The organism is Streptomyces sp. NPDC107546 (assembly GCF_055639175.1).
In genome coordinates this window covers 420908-445536 of record NZ_JBVKBA010000001.1, presented here as the reverse complement: position 1 = coordinate 445536, position 24629 = coordinate 420908, and the positions used below count along the sequence as shown (strand labels likewise).

Genomic DNA, 24629 nt, shown 5'->3' with positions numbered 1-24629 from the left:
CTCCTGGCGGGCTGTGGCTGTGAGCAGGGTCGCAATGCGCGCCGGAATGCGCTCTCGCACCGTGGGCGTCTACGCGATCGCGGTGGCGTTCCTGGCCGCCGCGCTGCTTGTCGGTGCGATGGCCGGGGCAGCGGCCGTCAACCCGCTCGCGACGGCCGTCGCGTTGCTGGACCGGTTGCCGTTGGTACGTCTGCAGTCCGAGCTCAGCCCGCTGCAGAATGCCGTGCTCTTCCAGATCCGGCTGCCGCGCGTGGTGCTGGGAGCGGTGGTCGGTGGGGCACTCTCACTCGCCGGCGCGGGGTACCAGGGCGTGTTCCGCAACCCCCTGGTCGACTCGTCGCTGCTGGGGGCGTCGGCGGGGGCCGGCCTGGGCGCGACGGCCGCCATCGTCTGCCTGGACGGTTCGGTACCGGCGGCGGTGCCTGTGGCCGCGTTCATCGGGTCGCTGGCCGGGGTCACCATCGCCTACCTGGCCGGCGTGGCGGGCGGGCCGGGTACCTCGACACTGCTGCTGGCCGGGCTGGCGGTGTCGATGTTCCTGACCGCTGTTCAGACGTACGTCCTCCAGCGTTCCAGCCAGGACATCCAGCAGGTCTACTCCTGGCTGCTGGGCTCCCTGTCCGCCGCCACCTGGCGCCAGACGACGGAGATCCTGCCCTACACGGCGATCGCCGTCGTGGTCGTGCTGTTGCACGGCCGCCATCTCGACGTGCTGTCCGTCGGCGACGAGGAGAGCCGCTCCCTCGGCATGCACCCCGGCCGCATCAGGCTGGCCGTCGTGGCCGCGTGCGCGCTGGCCGCGGCGAGCGCCGTGGCGGTGAGCGGGCTGATCGGCTTCGTCGGGATCATCGTGCCGCATGCGGTGCGTCGGCTGGCCGGCGCCTCCTACCGGCTCGTCCTTCCGCTGTCACTGCTGTTCGGCGCGGGCTTCCTGGTCCTCGCCGACGCTCTGGCCCGCACCGTTGTGGCACCGGCCGAACTGCCCATCGGCGTCGTCACAGCACTGATCGGCTCACCGGCATTCATATGGATCCTGCGCTCCACCCGGTCGGTGCGCACATGAGCGCACCCGCCTCGGACGGGCTCGACGTGGCCGGGGTGGAGGTCGACCTGGACCGCGCCCCGGTCGTGCGCGCGGTGTCCTTCTCCGTCCCGTCGGGCGGCTGGCTGGCGCTGATCGGCCCCAACGGCGCGGGAAAGTCGACGCTGCTCCGCGCCATCGCCGGTCTGCTGCCCCATCGCGGCACGGTCGTCGTCGGCGGCACCGTCGTCGGGCGCCTGCGCGCCCGGGAGAGGGCCCGGTTGATCGCCTACGTGCCGCAGGCACCCGTACTGCCGCCGGACATGACGGTCCAGGAGTACGTGCTGCTGGGGCGCACGCCACACCTCGGCTACCTCGCAAGCCCCGGCGAACGGGACCGCACGGCCACCGCGCGCACGCTGGCCGCGCTCGACCTGACCCACCATGCCGCTCGCCGCCTGTCCGAGCTCTCCGGTGGCGAGCGCCAACGCGCCGCGCTCGCCCGGGCCCTGACCCAGGAACCCCGGCTGCTGCTGCTCGACGAACCCACCTCCGCGCTCGACCTCGGACACCAGCAGCACGTTCTCGACCTTGTGGACGAACTACGCAGAACTCGGCGCTTGGCGGTGGTCACCACCCTGCACGACCTGACCACCGCCGCCCAGTACGCGGACCGGTTGGTCCTCCTCGACAGGGGACGCGTCGCGGCGGGCGGCACGCCCGCCGAGGTCATCACCGAGGACGTGATAGCCCGTGTGTACGCGGCACGGGTGTCGGTGACCACGGACACCGAGGGCCGTCCCGTGGTCACCCCGCTGCGCGGCCCCGGCGGCGGAGCCGGGAGAGGAACGCCCCGCAGCCGTCGCGTCCGCCGTGGCCCCCGGGGTGCGGATCCGGCGCGGCCGCAGGAGGCTGAACCCATGGAACAGTCACCGCAGCATCCGCACATCGTGGTGCACGCCCCGGCGCTGGACGGATCCCGGCGGGTCACCGAGGGCGACGTGACCCTCGGGATCGCCTCCCACCTGGACGACGTCATCGAGATCCTGCGCCTGGCCGATCTGGACCGGATCGAGGTGGAGGAGAGCGACATCGTCGAGTGGCAGGGCGGCGGCCCCGAGGACTGGCCGGGGCTGTCGGAGCACGAGATCGAGTGAGGGCGTCTACGCAAGCAGGCGTACTCCCTCTACGCAACCCTCAAATGAACCTCTGAAGACCGGTCAGGGGGCTTCAACTGGCCCTGGCCATGGGGAGATTCTCGGCACACGGGGCCCGCCGACACGGGGGCGGCGGGCCCCGCAGGGGGGTGTCAGCCGGGGGACCGCGGCCCGTGGGGGCGGGCCGCGGTGGTGCCCCGCTCCGTACGGAGGGCGCCCCGGGAGGCGCGGACCGGCGGGACGGGCCGCGGTGCACCACGGTGGCGGATGACTCCAGGTACGCCCGAACACCTCTGGTGGAGCACGCAGCGGGTGGGGCGCCTGTTCCCGAAGGGGCCGAGTCCGTTAGCCTCGCCCTCGCATGGGGGGCGTGGTGACCGAGGGCTCGGGCACCGTGGCGACTGGGGGGCTTCAACAACCAGAGCCGTCCTGGCCCTTGGGCGGTCGGCCGTCGGCTGCATGTCACCCGTGCCTTCCCACTTGAAGGAGGAATGGGTGGCCCAACACACCCTGAGGAGCGGATCCGTCGCGGTCGCCGCGACGTTCGCCCTCGCTTCGGGGGCCCTGCCGCTGACCGCGGCGACGGCCTCGGCCGACACCCCCACCGAGACGGTCATACCGGCCGCTCTGTTGAACAACCCGCCCAAGGACATCGTCGTCTTCGCCGGCACCGGTGGCTTCCTGCACCAGACCGACAGCCACTCCGGGTACGTCTGGACGCCCTACGCGGGCGGATCGGACACCCCGGTGCCCGGTGTCCAGAGCAACCTGCAGATGCCCGGGTACTCGGGAGCGGGTTCCGACATCGTGGCCACGCCGTCGGCCGCCGGGTACCTGCTGCACGACATGGACTCCGGCACGACCACCACCATCAGGCCGGGCGCCGGACAGACGTACCTGGGCACCTTCGGTTCCCGCGTGCTGACGGTGACCAAGGCCGCGGACGGATCCGTGACGGGCTTTCATGTCCTCGGCACGGCGGACGGGCAGCAGACCGACACACCGGTCACCGGCTGGCCCGCAGGCGCCACGCCCCAGGCTCTGGTGCTGGCGGGCGACGCCGACTCCGTGGTGATCCGCTACATTCAGGACACCGACGGCACGACCGCGGCCCGGGCGGCCCTGGTGGACCTGACGACCGGCGCGGTCACCCCCGTCTCCGGGCCGCTGGTCAACGGCTCCCGCGTCGTCCTGTCCAAGGATCACATCGCCTGGTACACCTCGACGAGAGCCGCCGGAACCGGCTCGGCGGGAGAGGTCCAGTTCGTGTCGCGCTCCGTTCCCGGCGGCACCGTGAGCACCGTGCAGGTCCCAGCAGCACCGCTGGGCACCGAGTACAGCAGCGCCCTGCGCTTCCTGGGGATCGCGGGCGACTCCCTGCTGATGACCTACTCGGTGTCGCACAACGGTGCCTCGAGCACGGACGACACACTCGGTTACCCGCTCTACGCCATGCCGCTGTCCGGCTCCCAGACCGTCACCCCGGTCCTGGACCACGCCAACTCCAACACCATCAGGCAGGCGCCGGACGGTGCGGTCGTCGTGGGCGGCTCGTCCGTCACCGACTGGGCGGCCCGTCTGTTCACCGCCGGGCCGGACGGCACCCCGGCAGGGACCGCCGTGGACTCCGACCCCCCGGTGCCCGCCCCCCTGGACGGCCTGGCCTTCGGCGGCGGGAAGCTGTACCCGGTCAGGCGCCTGTCGAACGGCGGAGACGCCGTCTACGACCGGAGCGTCCAGCTCGGTTCGCCGCCCTCCTACGGTCCCGAGCAGAGCTTCGGCCAGCCCTTCGCGCCCACCCACTGCGACACCGCGGCCACCTGCAACCCGCCCATCGCCACCGGCGACGGCAACATCTCGCAGCTGTGGGCCAATGCCAACAGCCAGGGCGACGCCGTCACCGTGCAGTCTCCCGGCGACAGCGCGAATCTGATCACACCCGGCGCCACCGGCGGCACCCTCGTCGACGCCGAGGGCCGCTACGTGGTCTACAACGGCGGCTCCACGGACAAGCAGTACGTCGGTGACGCGGACGCGGGCGGCAACAGTCACGTGCTCTTCAGCCGCCCGGTCTCCGCCGCCGCGCTGTCGGGCTCCACGGTGTGGGTCCCCGGAGCCACCGCGGGGGCACTGACCCAGATCGATCTCACCACCCGGCGCACCGTGCAGACGGTGGCGACCGGCGCGCCGTGCGTGCCCGGCGAGCTGCAGGCGGCCGCCCAGCACTGGGTGTACTGGTCGTGCGGACCGTCGGGTCCGGCGGGCGTGTGGGACCTGGCCACCGGCAAGGACGTTGCCGTGCCCGCCCATCCCGCCCAGCTCGGGGACGGGTTCGTCGTCGAGCACGACACGGCGGCGGGCAAGCTGACGCTCACCGACGTGCACAGCGACACGGCCGCCACCGGCGACCTGGCCGACCTGCCCGGCGGACCGGTCGCCGACGACCGCAGGGTGTCCTGGGCCGTCGACAAGTACCAGGGCGGCGTCGCCTACGTGGACGGCGGGAAGAACATCCACCTCCTCGACCCGCACATCCCCGCCTCGGCCCCCGCCCCGGCCGCAGGCACCTTCATGTACCCCGGACAGCGACTGTCCCCGGGACACAGCCTGAGCAGCACCGCGATGACGCTGACCATGCAGACCGACGGCAACCTCGTGGCCCGCCTGAACACCGGCAAGGGCGCCGGTCAGGTGGTGTGGTCGACCGGGACGAGCGGCAGCTCGGGTGCGTACGCGGTGATGCAGACGGACGGCAACCTCGTCGTCTACAGGAGCACCGGGGGCCCCGGCGCGGGCGGCGCCCTGTGGTCGACCCGGACCTACGGCAACCCGGGCGCGTACACCACCGTGCAGGACGACGGCAACGTCGTCGTCTACGCGAAGGCGAGCACCTCGCCCCTGTGGTCGAGCGGCACCTACGCCCGGCCGCAGACCATCGCCTCGGGCACCACCCTCAAACCCGGCTGGTGGACCCAGGGCACCTACACCCGACTGGTCATGCAGACGGACGGCAACCTGGTGATGTACCGCCGGCGTGACGGCGCCGCCCTCTGGTCCAGCCGGACCTACGGCCACCCGGGCGCGTACGCGGTGATGCAGACGGACGGCAACCTCGTCGTCTACACGAGCACCGGGGGTCCCGGCAAGGGCGGCTCCCTGTGGTCCACCGGCACCTACCACAACACGGGCGCCTACGCGGTCGTGCAGAACGACGGCAACCTGGTCGTCTACAGGAGCACCGGGGGCACCGGCAAGGGCGGCGCCCTCTGGGCCAGCGGCACCACGACGACGGCACGGTGACCACATCCTGACGCACATTCAGCACGGGGCCGCGGGCAACCGCGGCCCCGTCCGCGTTCGAAAGCGCAACTAGACGCTCTCCTCGAACTCCACCACCTGGCTGATGTCGTTGGTGGTCGACATCGAGATGTCGGTGACGCGCTCCAGAATCACCTCGACGACCACGGGCACCCGGTACTCGGCGGCGAGCTTCTTGGCCTGTTCGAAGGCCTGGGCCAGGTCGTCGGGGTCCGTCACCCGGAGCGCCTTGCAGCCGAGGCCCTCGGCGACCTTGACGTGGTCGACGCCGTAGACGCCCAGTTCCGGTGAGTTGATGTTCTCGAACTCCAGCTTGACCTGGAAGTCCATGTCGAAGGCCCGCTGTGCCTGACGGATCAGGCCGAGGTAGGAGTTGTTCACGAGGACATGGATGTACGGGATCCGGTGCTGGGCACCGACCGCCAACTCCTCGATCATGAACTGGAAGTCGTAGTCGCCGGACAGCGCGACCACGAACGCCTCCGGGTCGGCCTTCGCCACCCCGAGCGCGGCCGGGATCGTCCAGCCGAGGGGGCCCGCCTGGCCGCAGTTGATCCAGTGCCGCGGGCGGTACACCCGCAGCATCTGGGCGCCGCCGATCTGGGAGAGGCCGATGGCCGTGACATACCGCGTCTCGGGGCCGAATGCCTTGTTCATCTCCTCGTAGACGCGCTGCGGTTTGATCGGGATGTCGTCGAAGTGCGTACGGCGCTTCAGACGGGCCTTCTTCTCCCGCACGGCGGCGGCCCAGGCCGAGCGGTCGGGGAGCCTGCCGGCCCGTTTCAGCTCCTCGGCCACCTCGACGAACAGGTCCAGGGCCGCCTTCGCGTCGGAGGCGATGCCGTAGTCGGGGGCGAAGATCCTGCCGATCTGGGTGGGTTCGACGTCGACGTGAACGAATGTCCGCCCGGCCGTGTAGACGTCGATGCGCCCGGTGTGGCGGTTGGCCCAGCGGTTGCCGATGCCGAGGACGAAGTCGGACTCCAGGAAGGTCGCGTTGCCGTACCGGTGCGAGGTCTGCAGGCCGACCATGCCGGCGTGCAGCCGGTGGTCGTCGGGGATGGCTCCCCAGCCCATCAGAGTGGGGACGACCGGCGTGCCCGTCAGTTCGGCGAATTGGACGAGGAGTTCGGCTGCGTCGGCATTGATGATCCCGCCGCCGGCGACGATCAGCGGGCGTTCGGAGGCGTTCAGCAGTGCGAGGGCCTTCTCGATCTGGGCGCGGGTCGCGGCGGGCCTGTGGACCGGCAGCGGCTCGTACGTCTCCGGGTCGAACTCGATCTCGGTGAGCTGGACGTCGACCGGCAGGTCGATGAGGACGGGCCCGGGGCGACCGGAGCGCATCAGGTGGAAGGCCTGCTGGAAGACGCCCGGCACCTGCGCGGCCTGAAGCACGGTGACGGCCATCTTCGTCACCGGCGCGGCGATCGACGCGATGTCGACGGCCTGGAAGTCCTCCTTGTGGAGCACCGCGGTCGGGGCCTGGCCGGTGATGCAGAGGATCGGGATCGAGTCGCCGGTCGCCGAGTAGAGCCCGGTGATCATGTCGGTACCGGCCGGGCCGGAGGTTCCGATGCACACGCCGATGTTGCCGGGGTGGGTACGGGTGTATCCCTCCGCCATGTGGGACGCGCCCTCGACATGGCGGGCCAGAGTGTGGTGGATGCCGCCGGACGCTTTCAGGGCGGCGTAGAAGGGGTTGATCGCCGCACCCGGAACCCCGAACGCGTCCCGGACGCCCTCACGTTTGAGGATCTCGACTGCCGCGCGGGCAGCGGTCATACGAGCCATGGAGTACTCCTGCTTCGGCTGTCGGACTCGCGCTCCCGTCGCGCCCCGCGGTGAGCACCAATGCGCCTTTCGACTTCTTCTTTCCGTATAGCGGAATATTTTTTCTGCTATCTGGAAGCAATGTAGGCATGGCAGGGAGAGCCGTCAAGAGACGGCCTGTCAGGGGGGGCGCGATCGCCGAAGTCGGGGACAAGTGGGCATCCGTGGAAGCACCATGGGAGCCATGCCCGAGAGCGTGCCGGTGTCCTGTCCGGTCTGCCGGCGCGAACACGTCTACGCCGCGCCGTCGTATCCGTGCGTGTGCGGCGGGCCCGTCGCCCCGCCGCTGGACCGCTTCTCGCGGCCCTCCGTGGTCACCCACCGCACCTGGGACGACGGCTGGGTCGCGGTTCGCTGCGGGAGTTGCGGCCGGGAGGGTCAATGGCCCTGCCCGGAGCTGGACTGCCCGTGCGGGACCGTCCTCCGTGTCCCGGTGAGTGGGGCTCCGGTGAGCGGGACGCCACGCCCCGCTTCCGCCGGGGACGGTGCGGGCGGTCCGCGTGCTCAGAGCCCCCTCTTCCAGCCCGTCACCATCCGCACGGCCGCCGACGCCATCGGCGCAGCCGCGCTCTGTCTGCGCCGGCTCGGCCACCACGACGTCCGGCGTGCCCAGGAGCGTCCGCCCAGCGGGGTCCTGCTCACGGCGCAGGGGATGCGGGCGCTGGTGGAGCCGACCATGCGCCCGGCGTCGCTGCGGGACGTGGAGTGCCTGTGGCTCACCGCCCTGTCGGAGTCCGCACGCTGCGTGTGCTTCTCACTGGCGGGATACGCCGACGCCGCCCGTGCCGCCGCCGACCGCCTCGGCGTCCCGCTCTTCGTCCTCGATCTCACCGGCACCCCCGAGCCGGTGAACAGGCAGGCCGACGATCTGGCCGCCGGCCTGGCCTGAACCCTCCCTCGCGCGGGAGCCCTACGCCGGTTCCGCATACCTCTCCCGCAGCTCGATCTTGCGGACCTTCCCCGAGACCGTCATCGGGAAGGCGTCCAGGATCTGCAGCCGGCTCGGGATCTTGTAGTGGGCGAGCTGCCCCTCGCAGAAGGCCCGCACCTCCTCGAGGGTCGGCGGGGCGGCCGGGTCGCGCGGGATCACGCAGGCCAGCACCTCCTCGCCGTACCGCTCGTGCGGGACCCCGACCACCTGCACGTCGGCGATCTTCGGATGCGCGTACAGGAACTCCTCGATCTCCCTCGGGTAGATGTTCTCGCCCCCGCGGATGATCATGTCCTTGATGCGGCCGACGATCTCGACGTAACCGTCCTCGCGCATCATGGCGAGGTCGCCGGTGTGCATCCAGCGGCCGGGGTCGACGGCCTCCGCGGTCTTCTCGGGCTCGTTCCAGTAGCCGAGCATCACGCTGTAGCCGCGGGTGCACAGCTCGCCCGCCGCGCCGCGCGGCAGGGTCACCCCGGTCGCCGGATCGACGATCTTGACCTCGATGTGCGGGAGGACCCGGCCCACCGTGCCCGTGCGGTGCTCCAGGTCGTCGTCCATCCGGGTCTGCAGCGAGACCGGGGAGGTCTCCGTCATGCCGTAGCAGATGGACACCTGCTCCATGTGCATCTCGCCGACCACCCGCTTCATCACCTCCACCGGGCACGGCGAGCCCGCCATGATGCCGGTCCTGAGGGACGACAGGTCGTACTCCGCGAAGCCGGGCAGGTTCAGCTCGGCGATGAACATCGTCGGCACGCCGTACAGGGAGGTGCAGCGCTCCTGCTGGACGGCCTCGAGGGTGGCACGGGGTTCGAAGGACGGCGCCGGGATGACGATGCAGGCCCCGTGGGAGGTGGCGCCCAGGTTGCCCATGACCATGCCGAAGCAGTGGTAGAAGGGCACCGGAAGACACACCCGGTCCTGCTCCGTGTAGCCGACCGTGCGGCCCACCCAGTAGCCGTTGTTGAGGATGTTGTGGTGGGAGAGGGTGGCGCCCTTCGGGAAGCCGGTGGTGCCCGAGGTGTACTGGATGTTGACCGGGTCGTCGCAGCTCAACTCGCCCGCGATGGCGGCCAGTCGCTCGCGCGGGACCGACACCGCGCCGGCTGTGAGCGCGCCCCACGTGGGGTCGCCGATGTAGACGGTCTCACGCAACTCCGGGCAGCTGCCGCGCACTTGGTCGACCAGGGCCCGGTAGTCACTCGTCTTGTGGGCCAGGGAGGCGACCAGGAGCGAGATCCCGGCCTGCTTCAGCACGTACTGAAGCTCGTGGGCGCGGTAGGCGGGGTTGATGTTCACCATGATCGCGCCGATCCGCGCGGTGGCGTACTGCACCAGCACCCACTCGGGGCAGTTGACCGCCCAGATGCCGACCCGGTCGCCCTTGTGCACACCCTTGGCGAGCAGCCCGAGCGCCACCTCGTCGACCGCGGCGCCGAACTCGGCGTAGGTCCAGCGCCGCCCGGACGGCACGTCGACCAGGGCCTCCCGGTCCGGGTACGCGGCGATGGCACGGTCGAGGTCGGCGCCGATGGTGTCACCGAGGAGCGGCGTCGTGCTGGTCCCGTGCGTGTACGACAGGGCGCTCACCTGAAGTCCTCCTCGCGGTACTCGTTCTGCGAGCCCGCGGCCGTGGCCTCGCGCAGCTCGATCCGGCGGATCTTGCCGGAGACGGTCTTGGGCAGGTCGCCGAACTCCAGGCGACGGATGCGCTTGTAGGGGGCGAGCACCTCACGGGAGTGCTCGAAGATGACCTTGGCGGTCTCGGGGCCCGGCTCCCAGCCGGCGGCGAGCACCACGTACGCCTTCGGCACGGCGAGGCGCAGTTCGTCCGGCGCCGGCACGACGGCCGCCTCGGCCACCGCCTCGTGCTCCAGGAGAGCGCTCTCCAGCTCGAAGGGGGAGATCTTGTAGTCGGACGCCTTGAAGACGTCGTCGGCCCGCCCGACGTAGGTGATGTACCCGTCCGCGTCCCGGGAGCCGATGTCGCCGGTGCGGTAGTAGCCGCCCGCCATGGCCTCGGCCGTACGGTCGGGGTCGCCGTGGTAGCCGGTCATCACGCCGACCGGCCGTACGGACAGGTCGAGCGCGATCTCGCCCTCGTCCGCGCCCGGCGCGCCGCTCACCGGATCCAGCAGCTCCACGCGGAAGCCGGGGCTCGGCCGCCCCATGGAGCCCGTCTTCAGCGGCTGGCCGGGGCTGTTGGAGACCTGCACGGCCGTCTCGGTCTGCCCGAAGCCGTCCCGGATGGTCACCCCCCAGGCCCTGCGTACCTGTTCGATCACCTCGGGGTTCAGTGGCTCGCCGGCGGCGACCGCCTCGCGCGGCGGGGTGGCGAGCTGGGTGAGGTCGGCCTGGATCAGCATGCGCCACACGGTCGGCGGCGCGCAGAACGTCGTCACGCCCACGCGGTCCATCTCCGCCATCAGCCGGGCCGCGTCGAAGCGTGTGTAGTTGTGGATGAAGACGGTCGCCTCCGCGTTCCACGGGGCGAACAGGTTCGACCAGGCGTGCTTGGCCCAGCCCGGCGAGGAGATGTTCAGGTGGACGTCCCCGGGCCCCAGGCCGATCCAGTACATCGTCGCCAGATGACCGATCGGATACGACACATGGGTGTGCTCGACCAGCTTGGGCCGGGCGGTGGTGCCCGAGGTGAAGTACAGCATCAACGGGTCGTCGGCGTGGGTCGGCCCGTCCGGCTCGAAGCCCGCGTCGGCCGCGTACGCGTCCTCGTAGGCCCGCCAGCCCTCCGGCGCGCCGCCGACCGCGATCCGGGTGCAGTCACCCGGCACCTCGGCGAACTTGCCCGTGTCCTGCGCACGCACGATCACGTGCCGGACCCGTCCCCGGTCGACCCGGTCGCGCAGGTCCGCGGGGCCCAGCAGCGGGGTGGCCGGGATGACCACGGCCCGCAGCTTCATCGCCGCGAGCGCCGTCTCCCACAGCTCGGTCTGGTTGCCCAGCATGACCAGGACGCGGTCCTCCGCGCGCACGCCCCGCTCCCGCAGCCAGCCGGCGACCCGGTCGGAGCGCTCGGACATCTCGGCGAAGGTGCGGCGTTCCTCGGAGCCGTCCTCCTCCACGATGTGCAGTGCGGTGCGGTCGTTGCCGTCCGCGATGACGTCGAACCAGTCGAGCGCCCAGTTGAAGTACGCCGGGCGCGGCCAGCGGAAGCCCTCGTACGCCGTCGCGTAGTCCTCCCGGTGCTTCAGAAGGAAGTCCCGCGCGGTCCGGAACGCCTCCGTCGCGTCGGTGTTCGCCGTCATGTGTCCTCCTCATTGCCGGACAGCCATCTCACATCGTGTAATCGGTGACGCAGGTCTCACCACCCCCGAACGGGGGTGCGCCGCGACGGAGGGGCGAGCACGTGGCAGTTGACGCAGCCGAGACGGTTCAGGTGCGGAGCGCGCTGGTGCGGCTGCGGCGGGTCACGGGGCTGCCGGTCGCCTTCGGCGGACTGGTGGAGTCCGGGCGGCCCCAGATACGCATCAGCGAACTGAGCGGCACCGCGACGACGGCGCTCAGCTCGCTCGCCGTCGTCTCCGGCAGCGGCCTGGGCGGCAAGGTGACGGCTCTGGCCCGGCCGTGCGCGGTGACCGACTACTCGGCGTCCCGGCAGATCAGCCACGAGTACGACGCGGCGGTGGCGGCGGAGGGCCTGAGGTCGGTGCTCGCGGTGCCGGTCGTCGTACGGCGCCGGGTGCGCGGCGTGCTCTACGGCGCCCTGCGGACGGCGCAGCCGCTGGGCGACCGCACGCTGAGCGCGGCGGTGGAGGCGGCGCGGGACGTGGAACAGGCGCTGGTCGCCCGGGACGAGGCGCGCACCCTGCTGACGGCGGTGCGGGAGCCCTCGGGCCCGGCCGGGGCGGCCTGGGAGCAGGTGCGGGAGGCGCACGGCGCGCTGCGGGCGCTCGCCCAGCGGGTGGAGGACGCGGCGCTGCGGACGGAGCTCCTGGAGGTGTGCGGGCGGCTGGCCGGGGCGGCCTCCCCGGGATCGGCGGTGGGGAACGTGGGGCTGTCCCCGCGGGAGGTGGACGTCCTGGCGTGTGTGGCGGTCGGGTCGACCAACGCGGCGGCCGCCGAGCGGCTGGGGCTGCGCCCGGAGACGGTGAAGGGGTATCTGCGCTCGGCGATGCGGAAGCTCGGCGCGCACAGCAGATGGGAGGCGGTGGTGGCGGCGCGGCGGGCCGGGCTGCTCCCGTAGATCTGTAGTTCACGATTCATTCGGTACTCCGATGAATTCCCTTGTGTCACCGCTTGTTGTTTCCCTCACCATGCCGCCGTCCGAATTTTCAATGACGGGACGCCTAATATTGGCCAGGACACGACACCCGGAGGGGAGCGGCACCGTGCGACGGGACTTCCAGGAGCCTGCGAGACCCCACCATGACCTGGTCATCGGCCGGGAGGAGCTGTGCACGGCGGCGCGCCGCCGGCTCACCGACGGGGGAAGTGTGCTCCTGCACGGCCCCGCCGGAATAGGAAAGTCGACGGTCCTGCGGACGCTGGCCGCGGAATACGGCGAAACGGTGCGCACCGTGTTGCGCTGCTCGGCGACCGAGTCCGAATCCCACCTTCCCTTCCTGGCCCTCGCCGACCTGCTCGGGCTCGTCATGGACGAGGTCGCCGACCGGCTCCCCGCCCCCCAGCGCACCGCCCTGGAGTCCGCGCTCACCGGCCGCGGCGAGTCCACGCTGCAACGGGACGGACTCGCGCTGCGACTCGCCGTCCTGTCCACCCTCCGTGTGCTCGCCGCCCGCGGTCCCGTGCTGATCGTCGCCGACGACCTGCAGTGGCTGGATCCGGCCAGCACCGAACTTCTCGGCTTCGCCGCGCGGCGCCTCGGCGGCACACCGGTGCAGATGCTGTGCGCGGTGCGCACCCACGCCGAGCAGGGTCAGGAGTACGACCGCTATCTGGGCGCGTCCCCGCCGGACACCCTCGCCCTGCGGGTGGGACCGCTCTCGCGCGCGCGGATCGCCACGCTCCTCGACCACCGCGGCTACACGGGACTGCCCCGTTCCACCGTGCGGGACATCCACCGCACCAGCGGCGGCAACCCGCTGTTCGCTCTGGAGCTCGGCCGCGCCCTCGCCGAGAGCCCGACTCCGCCGAGGCCGGGCGAGCCGCTGCCGGTGCCGACCTCGCTCAGGACGCTGGTGCTCAACCGGCTCGAGGCGCTGTCCGACGAGGCCCGCCGCACCCTGCTCGTGGCGAGCGCGGGGGCCCGGCCCACACTGGCCCTGCTGCGCGCCGCGGGCCGGGACAACGCGGAGGCGGAGACCGCGCAGGCCGCCGCGCTCGGGCTGCTGGTGACGGAGCGGGACGCACCGTTCGTACGGTTCGCGCATCCGCTGATATCGGCCGCGCTGTACGCGCAGGCGAGCGCCCAGGAGCGGCGGGCCGTGCACACGGCGCTGTCGACGGCGGCCTCCGACCCGATCGAACGGGCCCGGCACCTGGCGCTGGCGACCACCGGCACGGATCCACGGGTGGCGCAGCGGCTCGCCGAGGCCGCGTCCGCCGCCCGGGACCGGGGCGCGCCCTCGGTGGCGGCCGGGCTCGGGCTGCTCGCCGCCCGGCACACCCCCGCGGACGCGGTGCCGGGCCCGGACGAGCGGCGGCTGCAGGCCGCCGAGGACGCGTTGACCGCAGGGGAGACCGACCTCGCCCGGGACATCGCCCGCGAGGTGCTGGCCCAGGCGACGGAACCGGCGGACAGGGTGCGGGCCTGGATGGTGGTGATCGACGCCGCAGGGCACGCGATGGCCGAGGTCGACGCGGTTTTCCCCCAGGCGCTTGCGGACGCGGGCGACGACCCCCGGCTGCTCACCCTGGTGCACTACCAGCTCGCCTGGCGGGCGCTGCTGGTGGAGGGCGACTTCGCCCGGGCCCGGCAGGAGGGCGCCCTCGCCGCGGAACTGGCGGCACGGGTCGGCGACCGGCGCAACGAACTGCTGGCCCTGGCCTTCCAGGCGCAGGCCGAGACCCTGATGGGGCACCCGGACGCACCGCGCACCATCAAGCGGGCGATGAGGGAACCGCAGGACGCCCGGGTGGCGTGCGACCACAACGGCGTCGGTGCCGTGCGGTTCCGCTGGCTGATCATGAGCGACCAGCTCTCCGAGGCGCGCAAGACGGTCAGCGCGCTGCTGCGTGAGGTGCGGCGGCGCGGCATGGTCGAGGCCGAGGTGCACTTCCTGCGCGGGCTCGCCGAGACCGAACTGCGGGCCGGACACTGCGGGCGGGCCCTCGACCTCGCGCGGGAGAGCCTCAGGCTGGCGCGGGACACCGGGATCGGGGAGGCCGCCAGCGCCATGCTCACCTCACTGGCGGAGGCGGCGGGCGGCGAGGCCGACCGGGCGCTGACGCTGGCCCAGGAGGCCGTGGCGCGGGCCGAGGAGGACGGCGACGTGATCTACCTGTCGCGGGCACTGGCCGCGCTGGGACACGCCCAGCTGGTGGCCGGGGACGCGGCGGGGAGCGTCCGGTCCCTGCGCCGGGTGAGGGAGCTGGAGGAGGGGCTCGGGGTCACCGATCCGGCCCGGGGCCGCTGGCACGGCGACCTCGCGGAGGCCCTCGTACGCGTCGGGGAGCCGGCCGAGGCGCAGGACGTCATCGACGCCGCCCGCGCCCACGCGCTCAGACTCCGGCGGGAGAGCGTGCTCGCGGTGCTGGACCGGGCGGAGGCCCTGGCCCGGGCGGCACGCGGCGAAGTGGACGCGGCGGAACGTCAGTTGACAGCGGCGCGGGACCGGCTCGCGACGCTCGGCTACGGCCTCGAGGAGGCCCGGGCGGCCTATGCGCTGGCAGGGCTGCGCGCCGGGCGGCCGGGACCGGCGTCGTACGACGAGGCGACCCGTCTCTTCCGCCGTTGCCGGGCGATGCCGTGGCTGCGCCTGGTGGGGACGGCCACGGCCACGGACCCGGGGAGGCCGGAGCCTCACCCGGCGGGGCCGGCGCCGGTCGCGACGGCCGCCCTCGACGGCCTGGCCGCGACGGAACGGCAGGTCGCCGCGCTGGTCATGGAGGGCGCGACGAACCGGGAGATCGCGGCCCGGCTGTTCATCAGCGTCAAGACCGTGGAGGCCACGCTGACCCGGGTCTACCGCAAGCTGGGCATCCGCTCACGGGTGGACATCGTGCGTCTGGCAGCCGGGCACCGCGCGAGCTGAACCAGCGCACACGGCACGCCCGTTGGCTGGTTCACGCGCGTAGACCGAGGGTTTTCCCTGCCCAACTCGCCTAGGGCGTTCCCTCATTGGGAGGGGCCCACTCCGGCTTCTAGCGTAAAGGTGTGCCGCTCGCCGGGCACACCGGGGCCGGTCCCCACTCGCTCGAACCCCCACCGGCAACCCCACGAGGAGACCCATGTCCGGGCCGAGACGCGTCAGAAAGGCCGCCACTGCCGCCGTGGCGACCGCTGCCGCCGCCACGGGCAGGCTCACTCCCTCCGGCGACATGGACACCTGCCAGGGCGACAGCGGCGGCCCCCCGCTCACCGGGGGCGTCCTGGCAGGGATGACTTCCCGGGGCGACGGCTGTGCGGAGAATGTGGTGACCGCGCAGGTCGACACGTAAGTCCCAGAAGGCCCCTGGGGTACACCCCAGGTAGATACCAGGGGGCGTTGCGGGCCTCCACGAGCGGCCCGCAACGCCCCCTTTCCACGTCACTTCCATGGCCCGGCTCCCACGCGCCGGTCGGATGGGCGAGGTTGGGAGGGCCGCACATGGTGTGCCGTGGCAGATTCTCCTGCTGGGGCTGAGGCTGGGCTGTCGGTGGCGGTGACCGGGCGGGCGGATCGAGGCGCCGCGGGACCGCTTCACGGACCGGGCGTCAGGGGCGTGGGGGGACGACGGTGCCGAACCGGATGTCGTACGGCATGCCCATTCGTGCCGCGAGCGCGTAGTACGGCGGCCTGACGTTCTGCGCCTGGAGGCCGGCCAGGTGCGCGACGGCCGCCTTCGCGGACAGCGGCGAGCGGCGGAGCAGCAGCTGACGGGCGAGGGTGGCGCGGTTGAGGGCGCGGTTGCGGAGGACCGGAACGGTGCCCGTGAGGGTCCGGCCGACCCTCCGAGCCGCCGGGATCGACTTCGTCATGCCAGGGACGCTAACGGGCCTCGCGGACAGGGAGTGTCCGCGACTCCCGGCCCGTGGAGGACCGGGCCCGGACCGAGCGGCGCGTCCACCGTGCCCCCGGCGGAACGGCCCCCTGTCCCCCTGCCGCTCGGCGGACGACGCGGGGGTATCACCGATCGCCTCCCTGTTTCTTCGCGTCCTCGATCGCCTTCAGGTAGTCGTCCGGCGACAGTTTCGCGCACTCGGGCAGGCCGTTGTCCGCGGTGTCGTTCTTCGCGGCGACGATCGCCTTGGCGCACGCGGCGATCTGCTCCGCGTCGGCGGCCGCTCCGGCCGGCGCGGAAGGACTCGGGGCCGAGGGTTTGTCGCTGCCCGAGCCGAAGGGGGAGCATCCGGTCAGCATGAGCACGGCTGCGGCGAGCAGGGAGATGGTGTTGCGGCGCATGGGTCTCCTTGGAAGCCGAGTGGTGGCCGAAATCATGCACCCCAACACGCACTTTGAGTGATCTCCGAGTGACGCTGTGTCCGTGTTGTGATCTACGGCCGCCCCCGGCTGGAACCAGTTCACGCAGATCACCGGCCAGGGCGACCTACCCGGCGACGGCAGCCGGGCATCGTTGCCTGTCAGCCGACGGATACCGGTGTGCTCAAGACGCGCCGGCCGACCCGCCTGGGGATCGAGAAGCCGTACCCGGCCACCGTTGTCGTGTGCGTAGACCAGGTGTCCTGTCGCCTCGACCCCGGAAGACCCATGCCTGAGGCCGCTCGGCGACCGCGCCGGAACCGGTCGTCGCGGTCAGTGCTCGGCGGCCTCCCGGGCGATCCGTTCGAACTGGGCGCCCATGGCCTCGGACAGCGCCTGGGCGGCCGAGAGCGGGCGCACCATCACCGTGAACTCGTCGATCCTGCCGTCCTCATCGAAGTGCAGGAAGTCGCAGCCCTGTAGCTTCTTGCCGCCGACGGTGGCGGTGAAGACGAAGGCGTGGTCGCGACCGTCGGGATTGGCGATCTCCCGGACATAGGTGAGGTCCTCGAACACCCGGGCCACGCCACGCAGGATCGCGGCGGTGATCGCCTTGCCCGGGTACGGCTTGAAGGCGACCGGGCTGGTGAAGACGACGTCGTCGGCCAGCAGGGCGGCCACGGCGTCCATGTCACCGCTCTCGACGGCCTTGCGGAAGGGATGCATGGGCCTCGCCTCACATACTCAATAATTTGACTAGGTGTAGTGGACGTTAGACCTGCAGGGCATGCTCTGTCCACGGGATGGGTTCCCGGGACCGGGGCGACTGTCAGTCACCATGTTGACTAGTCGCACAGGTGCTAGCTTGTTTCCCATGGCGTTGCGGAACGCGGTGATGGCCGCGCTGTTGGAGGGTGAGGCATCCGGTTACGACCTCGCAAAGGCGTTCGACGCGACGGTCGCCAACTTCTGGATGTCGACGCCTCAGCAGCTCTACCGGGAGCTGGAGCGCATGGAGGCCGAAGGACTGGTCACGGCCCGTGTCGTCGAGCAGGAGCGCCGCCCCAACAAGCGACTGTTCTCGTTGACGGAGACCGGGCGGGAGGCCGTCCGCGCCTACACGGCCGAACCCCCGGGCAAGCCGGCGGTGATCCGGGACGAGTTGCTGGTCAAGGTGCAGTGCGTGGACGCCGGCGACATCGAGGCGGTGCGAAGGGCCATCACCGAGCGCATGGAGTGGGCCACCGCCAAGCTCGCCCGCTACGAGAGGCTCCGGCAGCGCCTCCTCGCCGGACGCTCGGAGGAGGCGTACTTCTCCGAGGCCGAGCGCATCGGCCCGTACCTCACCCTGCTGCGCGGGATGTCTTTCGAACGGGAGAACCTCCAGTGGGGGGACATGGCGCTCCGCAGGCTCGATCAACGGATGGCCGCCCTCGCGTCAACGGCCGGCTCACCGGCCAACCACTGTCGTCAGCGCGACTGATCGACATAGCGCGGGCCTGTTCGGCCGGGTTCCGGGCCCACTCCACACCGTGCGGACCCGGACCGTGTCCCGGGCCTGTCATCGGGCGGCGACATGGCCGCGCACACGGTCAGCCGCCTCGGCGGGCGGCACCGGCTCCGACTGCATCGCGTGGATCCGTTCGGCGAGCTAGTGCTGTGGCCAGATACTCTGCAAAGTCGCCGCCCACTGGTTCCACTCCTGGTGCGGACCGTTCCGGAAAGTCGCCGACGGGCTATTTCACCAGTCCATGCCGCTTCGCGTATGCGTTTGCCACGTCCTCGGGGTCCTTCTTGTCGTTGTCGACCAGACTGTTGAGTTCGGTGAGGTCGGCGGTGGTCAGGACGTTGCCGAGCCGGGCGAGGGCCTTGCGGACGGTGTCGTCGGCCTTGCGGTCGGCGATGAGCGGGACGATGTGCTGGCTGGGGATCAGATGCTGGGGGTCGGACAGCACCACCCAGTCGTTGGCCTTGATGTCGGTGTCGGTGGTGAAGAGGTTCGCCACGTCCACGTCCCCCTTCTTCAGGGCGCCCTTGACCAGCGGGCCGTCGGAGTCCAGCGACTTGAACTCCTTGAACTCCACGCCGTACACGTCCTTCAGGCCGACCGCGCCGACCTGGCGCTTCTTCACCTCGGGGGCGGCGCCGATGACAAGTTTGCCGTTCTGCTTCCTCAGGTCGGCGAGGGAGGCCAGGCCGTACTTGTCCGCGGTCTCGCGGGTGACGACGAAGGCGTCCGAGTCCTCCGCCATGCCGTACGGCAGGACCTGGAGGCCGGCCGGTAGCGCGAGGGTGAGGGCGTTCTGCATCGCGCCCTCCTCGGTGGGCGTGGCCTTCGGGTCGAGGTAGTTGAGCAGGGCGCCCTGGTACTCGGGGAGCAGGTCGATGTCGCCGGCCTTCAGGGCGGGGATGACGATCTCGCGCGTGCCGAGGTTGGGGCGGACCTTGGTCGTGACGCCGGCCGCCTCCAGGACGGCCGCGTAGAGGTAGCCGAGGACCTGGTTCTCGGTGAAGTTGGCGGTGCCGATGGTGACCCCGCCCTTGCTGGAGCCGCCGCCGGAGCTGGTGGCGCCCTGGCCGTCGAGGGAGGTGATGCCGCTCGCGCACGCGGAGAGGGCGGGGACGGAGGCAGCAGCGAAGAGGCCGCCGAGGAGAGCACGACGATTCATGGTTCGGGTTCCTAGGCAGTGCGGTGGCGGAAGAGGAAGCGCTGGAGGCCGGCGAGGGCGATGTCCAGGACGACGGCGACCACGGCGACCAGCACCGCGCCGCCCAGCACCTGCACGAGGTCGCGCTGGGCGAGCCCGTCGAAGACGTAGCGGCCCAGGCCGCCGAAGGAGACGTAGGCGGCGATGGTCGCCGTGGCGACGACCTGGATCAGGGCCAGGCGCAGGCCCGTCGTGATCAGCGGGAGCGCCAGCGGCAACTCCACCTGGAACAGCACCTGGTGGCCGCGCATGCCCTGCCCGCGCGCCGCGTCCCTCACCTCCGGGTCGACGGCCGTCATGCCGGCGTAGGTGTTGGTGACGATGGCCGGGACGGCGAGGGCGACCAGCGCCACGTACACCGGCAGCATCGACAGGCCGCCGGCCAGGAAGACCAGGACGACCAGGCCGACGGTCGGCAGCGCCCGACCGAAGGACGCCAGGTTGATGGCGATGAACGCGCCCTTGCCGGTGTGGCCGATGAGCAGGCCGAGCGGGAGGCCGATGGCGGCCGCGATGAGCGTGGCCAGCAGGGAGTACTGGAGGTGCTCGGCAAGGCGGTGGGCGATGCCGTCGGGGCCGGACCACTGGGAGGCGCTGGTCAGCCAGGTGCCGAGGTTCTTGAAGAGTTCGTACATGTCAGGCTCGCCGCCTCCGCCACGGGGTCAGGACGTACTGGAGGGCGACCAGCAGGGCGTCCCCGACGACGGCGAGCAGGAGGGTGAGGACCACTCCGACGATCACCGGGGTCGGGAAGTTGCGCTGGAAGCCGTCGGTGAACAGCTGGCCGAGACCGCCGTCGCCGATGTAGGTCGCGACGGACACCAGAGAGATCGACATCACCGTCGCGATGCGGACACCCGCCATGATCACGGGCAGTGCGAGCGGGAACTCGACCGTGAGCAGTGTCCGCAGCGGGCGCGTGCCCATCGCCTTCGCGGCCTCCTTCGTCCTCGCGGGCACCGAGTCGAGGCCCTCGACCGTGTTCCGCAGCAGCACGACCAGCGTGTAGACCGTCAGGCCGATCACGGTCGTGGTGCGGGTCAGCCCGCTGACCGGGAGCAACAGGACGAAGATCGCGATCGACGGGATCGTGAACAGCACGTTGGAGACGCCGAGGAGGAAACCGCGCAGGGGGCGGATCCGGTGGGCGACCACCGCGAGCGGCAGCGAGATCAGCAGGCCGAGGAAGACGGCGGTCAGGGCGGCCTGGAGGTGGGAGAGGGTGAGACTCACGAGGTCGCCGGTGTGGCCGGATATCCAGGACCAGTCGGTCGTCATGCGGCCACGCTCACTTCGGCGTGCACACGGCTGGCGTGCGCGTGGATGTCGTCCCGTGACGAGACGCCGGTGAGGACGCCGTCCGCGTCGACGCGGACGACCAGGCCGGTGGGGGAGGCGACCGACTCGTTGAGGGCCGACAGCAGGGAGTCGGTGTCCTTGAGCGGGCGGACGGGGAGTACGGCGTCCCCGGCGTCCTTGGAGGCCCAGTGCAGGGGCCTGCGGGCCGCGTCGAGGACGAGGGCCCAGGTGCCGCCCTCCGGGGCCGGGCCCTGCGGGACGTCCGCCAGGGTCTTCAGCGAGAGCAGCTTCAGCCCGCGCTCGGCGCCCAGGAAGTCGGCGACGAAGTCGTCGGCGGGGCGCGCGAGCAGTTCCGCGGGGGAGGCGCACTGGACGAGGTGGCCGCCGGTGCGAAAGACCGCGATCTGGTCGCCAAGGCGGACGGCCTCGTCGATGTCGTGGGTGACGAAGACGATGGTCTTGCTCAACTCCTTCTGCAGCCGCAGCAGTTCGTCCTGGAGCTGGGTGCGCACGACGGGGTCGACCGCACCGAACGGCTCGTCCATCAGCAGCACCGGCGGATCGGCGGCCAGCGCGCGGGCGACGCCGACCCGCTGCTGCTGGCCACCGGAGAGCTGGTGCGGGTAGCGCTTGCCGGCGTCGGCGGCGAGACCGACCGTCTCCAGGAGTTCGGCGGCGCGGGCCCGTGCCTTCCGGCGGTTCCAGCCGAGCAGCAGCGGGACGGTGGCGATGTTGTCGAGCACCGTGCGGTGCGGGAAGAGACCGGCCTGCTGGATGACATAGCCGATGGACCGGCGTAGCTCGGCGGCGTCCTGCCGGGTGACGTCCTTGCCCCCGACCCTGATGGTGCCGGAGGTCGGCTCGACCATCCGGTTGATCATCCGCAGGGTGGTCGTCTTGCCGCAACCGGAAGAGCCGACGAGAACGGTGACGCCGCCCTCCGGCATCTCCAGGGAGAGATCATGGACTGCTGTCGTGCCGTTGGGGAAGCGCTTGTGGACCGCGTCGAACTGGATCATGAGATGTCCCTTGCCCGGCTGTATAACGTCATGCAGAGTTCTCGGTATGTGAATAGCTTGTCAACAGGTCAGCGTTAATCCGACGTAACGGATGACCGGCAGGCAAGATCAATCGTCCGGTTTGAGGGGAGTTTGGGATTTATGTCGTCTCGCATGGTGGACACACCCGGATTCGTACACTCCGGATCGGTGGTCCTCAACGGAATCGGTCTCGAGGTCGAGGACGTCGTGCGCCTGGCCGACGGGGCTGCGCGGCCGGTCCCCGGTGCCGAGGCGATGAAACGCGTGACCGAGTCATGGGACGCCGCCCGGCAGATCGCGGCGACCGGGCGCGTCTACGGCCGCTCCACCGGTGTCGGTGCCAACCGGAGCGAGGACGTGCCCACCGAGGACGCCGCCGGACACGGCCTGCGCCTGCTGCGCAGCCACGCCGGCGCCATCGGCGAGGAACTTCCGGCCCGCCAGGTCCGCGCCATGCTCGCGATACGCGCCAACCAGCTGTTGGCCGGAGGCGCAGGCCTGAGGCCCGGCGTGATCACCGCGCTGTGCGTGGCGCTGGAGGCCGGAGTGCACCCGGTCGTCAACGAGTTCGGCTCGGTGGGAACGGGCGACATAGCCGCGCTGGCACAGGTGGGCCTGGCGCTGGCCGGGGAGCGGCCCTGGCGGGGGCCGGGAACGTCCTGGGCGGGTTCGTCGGCTGAGGCGGCCGTGGTCCGCGCCCCCGAGCCGCAACCCCTCGACAACAACGACGCGCTCGCGCTCATCAGCAGCAACGCTCTCACTCTCGGCCAGGCCGCCCTGGCCCTGCACGAACTACGCGGGCTCATCGGTGCCACCCAGGTCGTCGCCGCACTGTCACTGCTCGCGGTCGACGGGTCGCACGAGCCCTACGCCGCCCCCGTGCACGCGGCCCGCCCGCACCGGGGCAGCGCCGAGGTCGCCCGGCGGATGCGGGAGCTGATCGGCGCGGCGGAACGGCCGTCCCCGCCGCTCGGCCGGATCCAGGACCCGTACGGCTTCCGCTGCCTGCCCCAGATCCACGGCCCCGCGCAGGACGCGGCGGACGCCCTGGAACAGGTCCTCGCCGTCGAGATCAACGCGGCCGCCGAGAACCCGCTCATCTCTCCCGAGGACATGGCCGCCTACCACCACGGCGGTTTCTACCTGACCCAACTCGCCCTGGCACTGGACCACTTCCGGCTGGCGGTCACCCAGGTGGCCCGCCTGTCCACGTCCCGCCTGTCCACCCTCAACGAGCCCGCCTACACCCGCCTGCGCCCTTTCCTCGCCGACCAGGAGCCCGCCTCCTCCGGAGTGATGATCCTCGAGTACGCCGCCGGGGCCGCCCTCGGTGACGTGCGGGCCTTCTCGGCCCCGGCCTCGCTCGGGCACGCGGTGCTCTCCCGGGGCGTCGAGGAACAGGCCAGCTTCGCCTCGCTCGCCGCACGTCAGACCCTGCGGGCGTGCGGCGCGTACCGTCTCGTCGTCGGCTGCGAACTCGTCGCCGCCGTACGCGCGCTGCGCCTGCGCGACCTCAGGCCCGACCCGGATCTTCCGGTGGGCCGGGCCCTGGCGCTCGCCGAGTCGGTACTCGACGAGGACCCGACCGACCGGCCGCTCACGGACGACGTGACGGCGGCGGCCGCACTGCTCGACGAGTTCACGGAGATCTGGGCCCGGAGCACATCATGAGCGTCGCCGGCGGGATCGGCCCCGAGCGATCCACGGCAAGCGGCTAGGCTGCGAAGCCGGGGCATCGGCGTCGGGGGGAGGGACGGTTCGATGCGTGAACGCAGGACGCGGGTCCGCGAGGTACGCCGTCGGCTCGCACAGGAGGGGCCTGCGTGGACGCGGGACCGCGAGGCGGACTTCGAGACGGTCACCGTGCCCGAGCGCGAGTGTGATCAACTGCGCGACCTGCTGGTCCGCGAAGGCGCGCAGACGGTCGTCGAGGTCGGTCTCGCGTACGCCAGTTCCGCGCTCGCGATCGGTGAGGCGCTGATCACTGTGAATCCGCCGCAGCCCCGGCACATCATCATCGACCCGTTTCAAGAACGTGACTGGTCCAACGCAGGCTGGGATCTGCTGCGCTCTGCCGGGCTGGATTCGATCGCCTCGCTCATGCCCACCCCTTCATCGATCGCGCTCCCCCGACTGCTCACCGAGGGTCTCCGCGCCGACGCGGCGTTCGTGGACGGCAGTCACCGGTTCCATGAAGTCTTCGTCGATCTCTACTTCCTGCGAAAGATCGTTCGGCCCGGCGGACTGATCGTGGTCGACGACTCCTGGGCGCCGTCCGTGCGAACCGCCGTGCGCTACTACGAGCGGAACCTGGGGTGGACGGTGATTCCGGACGCCTTCCCCGGCGAAACCGTGACGACGGGCGCCGCCGACTCCCGGTCCGAACCGACGACTCGCTGCAGGGCTCTTCGCCTGCCCAATCCCTCGTTCGAGCCGCCCTTCGAGGAGTTCCACGCGTTCTGAGACCGAATCCGGCATCTCCGCCTGAACCGCACCGCCGCCGGTCGCCCTCCCCTTCGCGAGGGCGACCGGCGGCGCTCGGTGAACTTGACGGCCATGCAAGACACTCGGTCGAAGACCGGCTCAGAGGCCCAGGTCGGCGGCCAGACAGGAGAAGGACATCCACGATCCTTCGGGGTCGTAGGCGTCCCTCGCCGGGTCGTTCGACGTCGCCTGCTTTTCTTCGACCATGTCCTCGAAGCGAATGCGCTCCGGCAACTTGCCGAACCGTGCGTGACGTGCCGCAGCAGCACTGTCCACGGCGCTCTGGCTTTCCATG

General features: G+C 71.4%; 19 protein-coding genes and 2 pseudogenes. 10 read left to right on the top strand and 11 right to left on the bottom strand.

The annotated features are described in order from the left end of the window. Window positions 1-46: 46 nt before the first annotated feature. The 3 genes from ACZ7L1_RS01900 (at window position 47) to ACZ7L1_RS01890 (ending at window position 5478) form a co-directional block, all read left to right on the top strand. Window positions 47-1063, top strand: coding sequence for a FecCD family ABC transporter permease (locus ACZ7L1_RS01900; RefSeq protein ID WP_471433340.1), 1017 nt, complete (start codon window positions 47-49; stop codon window positions 1061-1063). Then, window positions 1060-2178: an ABC transporter ATP-binding protein gene (locus tag ACZ7L1_RS01895; RefSeq protein ID WP_471433338.1), complete on the top strand. Its 1119-nt coding sequence runs from the start codon at window positions 1060-1062 to the stop codon at window positions 2176-2178. Before ACZ7L1_RS01900 ends, ACZ7L1_RS01895 begins: the two co-directional genes overlap by 4 nt. 495 nt (window positions 2179-2673) lie before the next feature. Beyond that, window positions 2674-5478, top strand: coding sequence for a hypothetical protein (locus ACZ7L1_RS01890; protein ID WP_471433336.1), 2805 nt, complete (start codon window positions 2674-2676; stop codon window positions 5476-5478). A gap of 69 nt (window positions 5479-5547) precedes the next feature. Here ACZ7L1_RS01890 and gcl read toward each other — a convergent pair whose 3' ends face one another. Continuing rightward, the gene (gcl, locus tag ACZ7L1_RS01885; RefSeq protein ID WP_471433334.1) at window positions 5548-7287 is read right to left on the bottom strand and encodes a glyoxylate carboligase; all 1740 of its coding nucleotides are present in this window, start codon (window positions 7285-7287) and stop codon (window positions 5548-5550) included. A 214-nt stretch (window positions 7288-7501) separates the two neighbouring features. Between gcl and ACZ7L1_RS01880 the strand changes: the two genes are divergently transcribed. After that, window positions 7502-8215 (top strand): hypothetical protein, encoded by a 714-nt coding sequence (locus tag ACZ7L1_RS01880; RefSeq protein WP_471433332.1) that lies wholly within the window; start codon window positions 7502-7504, stop codon window positions 8213-8215. A 21-nt stretch (window positions 8216-8236) separates the two neighbouring features. Here ACZ7L1_RS01880 and ACZ7L1_RS01875 read toward each other — a convergent pair whose 3' ends face one another. Both ACZ7L1_RS01875 and ACZ7L1_RS01870 read right to left on the bottom strand, forming a co-directional pair. Continuing rightward, on the bottom strand, window positions 8237-9850 hold the full coding sequence (locus ACZ7L1_RS01875) for an AMP-binding protein (protein ID WP_471433330.1): 1614 nt from the start codon (window positions 9848-9850) through the stop codon (window positions 8237-8239). Next, window positions 9847-11526 carry an AMP-binding protein gene (locus ACZ7L1_RS01870; protein WP_471433329.1) on the bottom strand — a complete coding sequence of 560 codons (1680 nt, stop codon included), beginning with the start codon at window positions 11524-11526 and terminating at the stop codon, window positions 9847-9849. Before ACZ7L1_RS01870 ends, ACZ7L1_RS01875 begins: the two co-directional genes overlap by 4 nt. Before the next feature lie 101 nt (window positions 11527-11627). On the opposite strand from ACZ7L1_RS01870, the gene ACZ7L1_RS01865 reads away from it, so the two are divergent. From ACZ7L1_RS01865 to ACZ7L1_RS01855, 3 genes and pseudogenes are all read left to right on the top strand, one after another. Continuing rightward, on the top strand, window positions 11628-12464 hold the full coding sequence (locus tag ACZ7L1_RS01865; RefSeq protein WP_471433327.1) for a helix-turn-helix transcriptional regulator: 837 nt from the start codon (window positions 11628-11630) through the stop codon (window positions 12462-12464). Between the two features lie 91 nt (window positions 12465-12555). Continuing rightward, complete coding sequence (locus ACZ7L1_RS01860) at window positions 12556-15435, top strand: helix-turn-helix transcriptional regulator (RefSeq protein ID WP_471433325.1); 2880 nt, start codon at window positions 12556-12558, stop codon at window positions 15433-15435. Window positions 15436-15712: 277 nt separating this feature from the next. Then, window positions 15713-15841: pseudogene (locus ACZ7L1_RS01855) on the top strand (trypsin-like serine protease); the annotation flags it as partial. 307 nt (window positions 15842-16148) lie between these two features. Here ACZ7L1_RS01855 and ACZ7L1_RS01850 read toward each other — a convergent pair. The 3 genes and pseudogenes from ACZ7L1_RS01850 to ACZ7L1_RS01840 form a co-directional block, all read right to left on the bottom strand. Beyond that, window positions 16149-16361 (bottom strand): annotated as a pseudogene (locus ACZ7L1_RS01850) (winged helix DNA-binding domain-containing protein); the annotation flags it as partial. Between the two features lie 148 nt (window positions 16362-16509). Next, the gene (locus tag ACZ7L1_RS01845) at window positions 16510-16785 is read right to left on the bottom strand and encodes a hypothetical protein (protein WP_471433324.1); all 276 of its coding nucleotides are present in this window, start codon (window positions 16783-16785) and stop codon (window positions 16510-16512) included. Window positions 16786-17136: 351 nt separating this feature from the next. Beyond that, window positions 17137-17529 carry a nuclear transport factor 2 family protein gene (locus tag ACZ7L1_RS01840; RefSeq protein WP_471433322.1) on the bottom strand — a complete coding sequence of 131 codons (393 nt, stop codon included), beginning with the start codon at window positions 17527-17529 and terminating at the stop codon, window positions 17137-17139. A gap of 148 nt (window positions 17530-17677) precedes the next feature. On the opposite strand from ACZ7L1_RS01840, the gene ACZ7L1_RS01835 reads away from it, so the two are divergent. Continuing rightward, a complete protein-coding gene (locus tag ACZ7L1_RS01835; protein WP_471433321.1) occupies window positions 17678-18286 on the top strand; it encodes a PadR family transcriptional regulator in 609 nt (202 codons plus the stop codon). Window positions 18287-18539: 253 nt separating this feature from the next. Here the strand turns inward: ACZ7L1_RS01835 and ACZ7L1_RS01830 are convergent, their stop codons facing one another. Genes ACZ7L1_RS01830 through ACZ7L1_RS01815 form a run of 4 tightly spaced genes read right to left on the bottom strand, consistent with a single transcriptional unit; the run spans window position 18540 to window position 21829 of the window. Further along, the gene (locus tag ACZ7L1_RS01830) at window positions 18540-19472 is read right to left on the bottom strand and encodes an ABC transporter substrate-binding protein (RefSeq protein ID WP_471433319.1); all 933 of its coding nucleotides are present in this window, start codon (window positions 19470-19472) and stop codon (window positions 18540-18542) included. A gap of 11 nt (window positions 19473-19483) precedes the next feature. Next, entirely contained in the window at window positions 19484-20146 is a 663-nt protein-coding gene (locus ACZ7L1_RS01825) for an ABC transporter permease (protein ID WP_471433317.1), read from the bottom strand. A gap of 1 nt (window position 20147) precedes the next feature. Next, window positions 20148-20789, bottom strand: a complete 642-nt coding sequence (locus ACZ7L1_RS01820; protein WP_471433315.1) for an ABC transporter permease — start codon at window positions 20787-20789, stop codon at window positions 20148-20150. Further along, window positions 20786-21829 (bottom strand): ABC transporter ATP-binding protein, encoded by a 1044-nt coding sequence (locus ACZ7L1_RS01815; RefSeq protein WP_471433313.1) that lies wholly within the window; start codon window positions 21827-21829, stop codon window positions 20786-20788. The genes ACZ7L1_RS01820 and ACZ7L1_RS01815 overlap by 4 nt, the downstream gene beginning before the upstream one ends. A gap of 141 nt (window positions 21830-21970) precedes the next feature. Here ACZ7L1_RS01815 and ACZ7L1_RS01810 point away from each other — a divergent pair, with 141 nt between their 5' ends. Then, window positions 21971-23521: an aromatic amino acid ammonia-lyase gene (locus ACZ7L1_RS01810; RefSeq protein ID WP_471433311.1), complete on the top strand. Its 1551-nt coding sequence runs from the start codon at window positions 21971-21973 to the stop codon at window positions 23519-23521. Between the two features lie 90 nt (window positions 23522-23611). Beyond that, window positions 23612-24313, top strand: a complete 702-nt coding sequence (locus ACZ7L1_RS01805; protein ID WP_471433309.1) for a class I SAM-dependent methyltransferase — start codon at window positions 23612-23614, stop codon at window positions 24311-24313. Window positions 24314-24433: 120 nt separating this feature from the next. Here the strand turns inward: ACZ7L1_RS01805 and ACZ7L1_RS01800 are convergent, their stop codons facing one another. Continuing rightward, window positions 24434-24628: a hypothetical protein gene (locus tag ACZ7L1_RS01800; RefSeq protein ID WP_471433307.1), complete on the bottom strand. Its 195-nt coding sequence runs from the start codon at window positions 24626-24628 to the stop codon at window positions 24434-24436. Window position 24629: the final 1 nt, after the last annotated feature.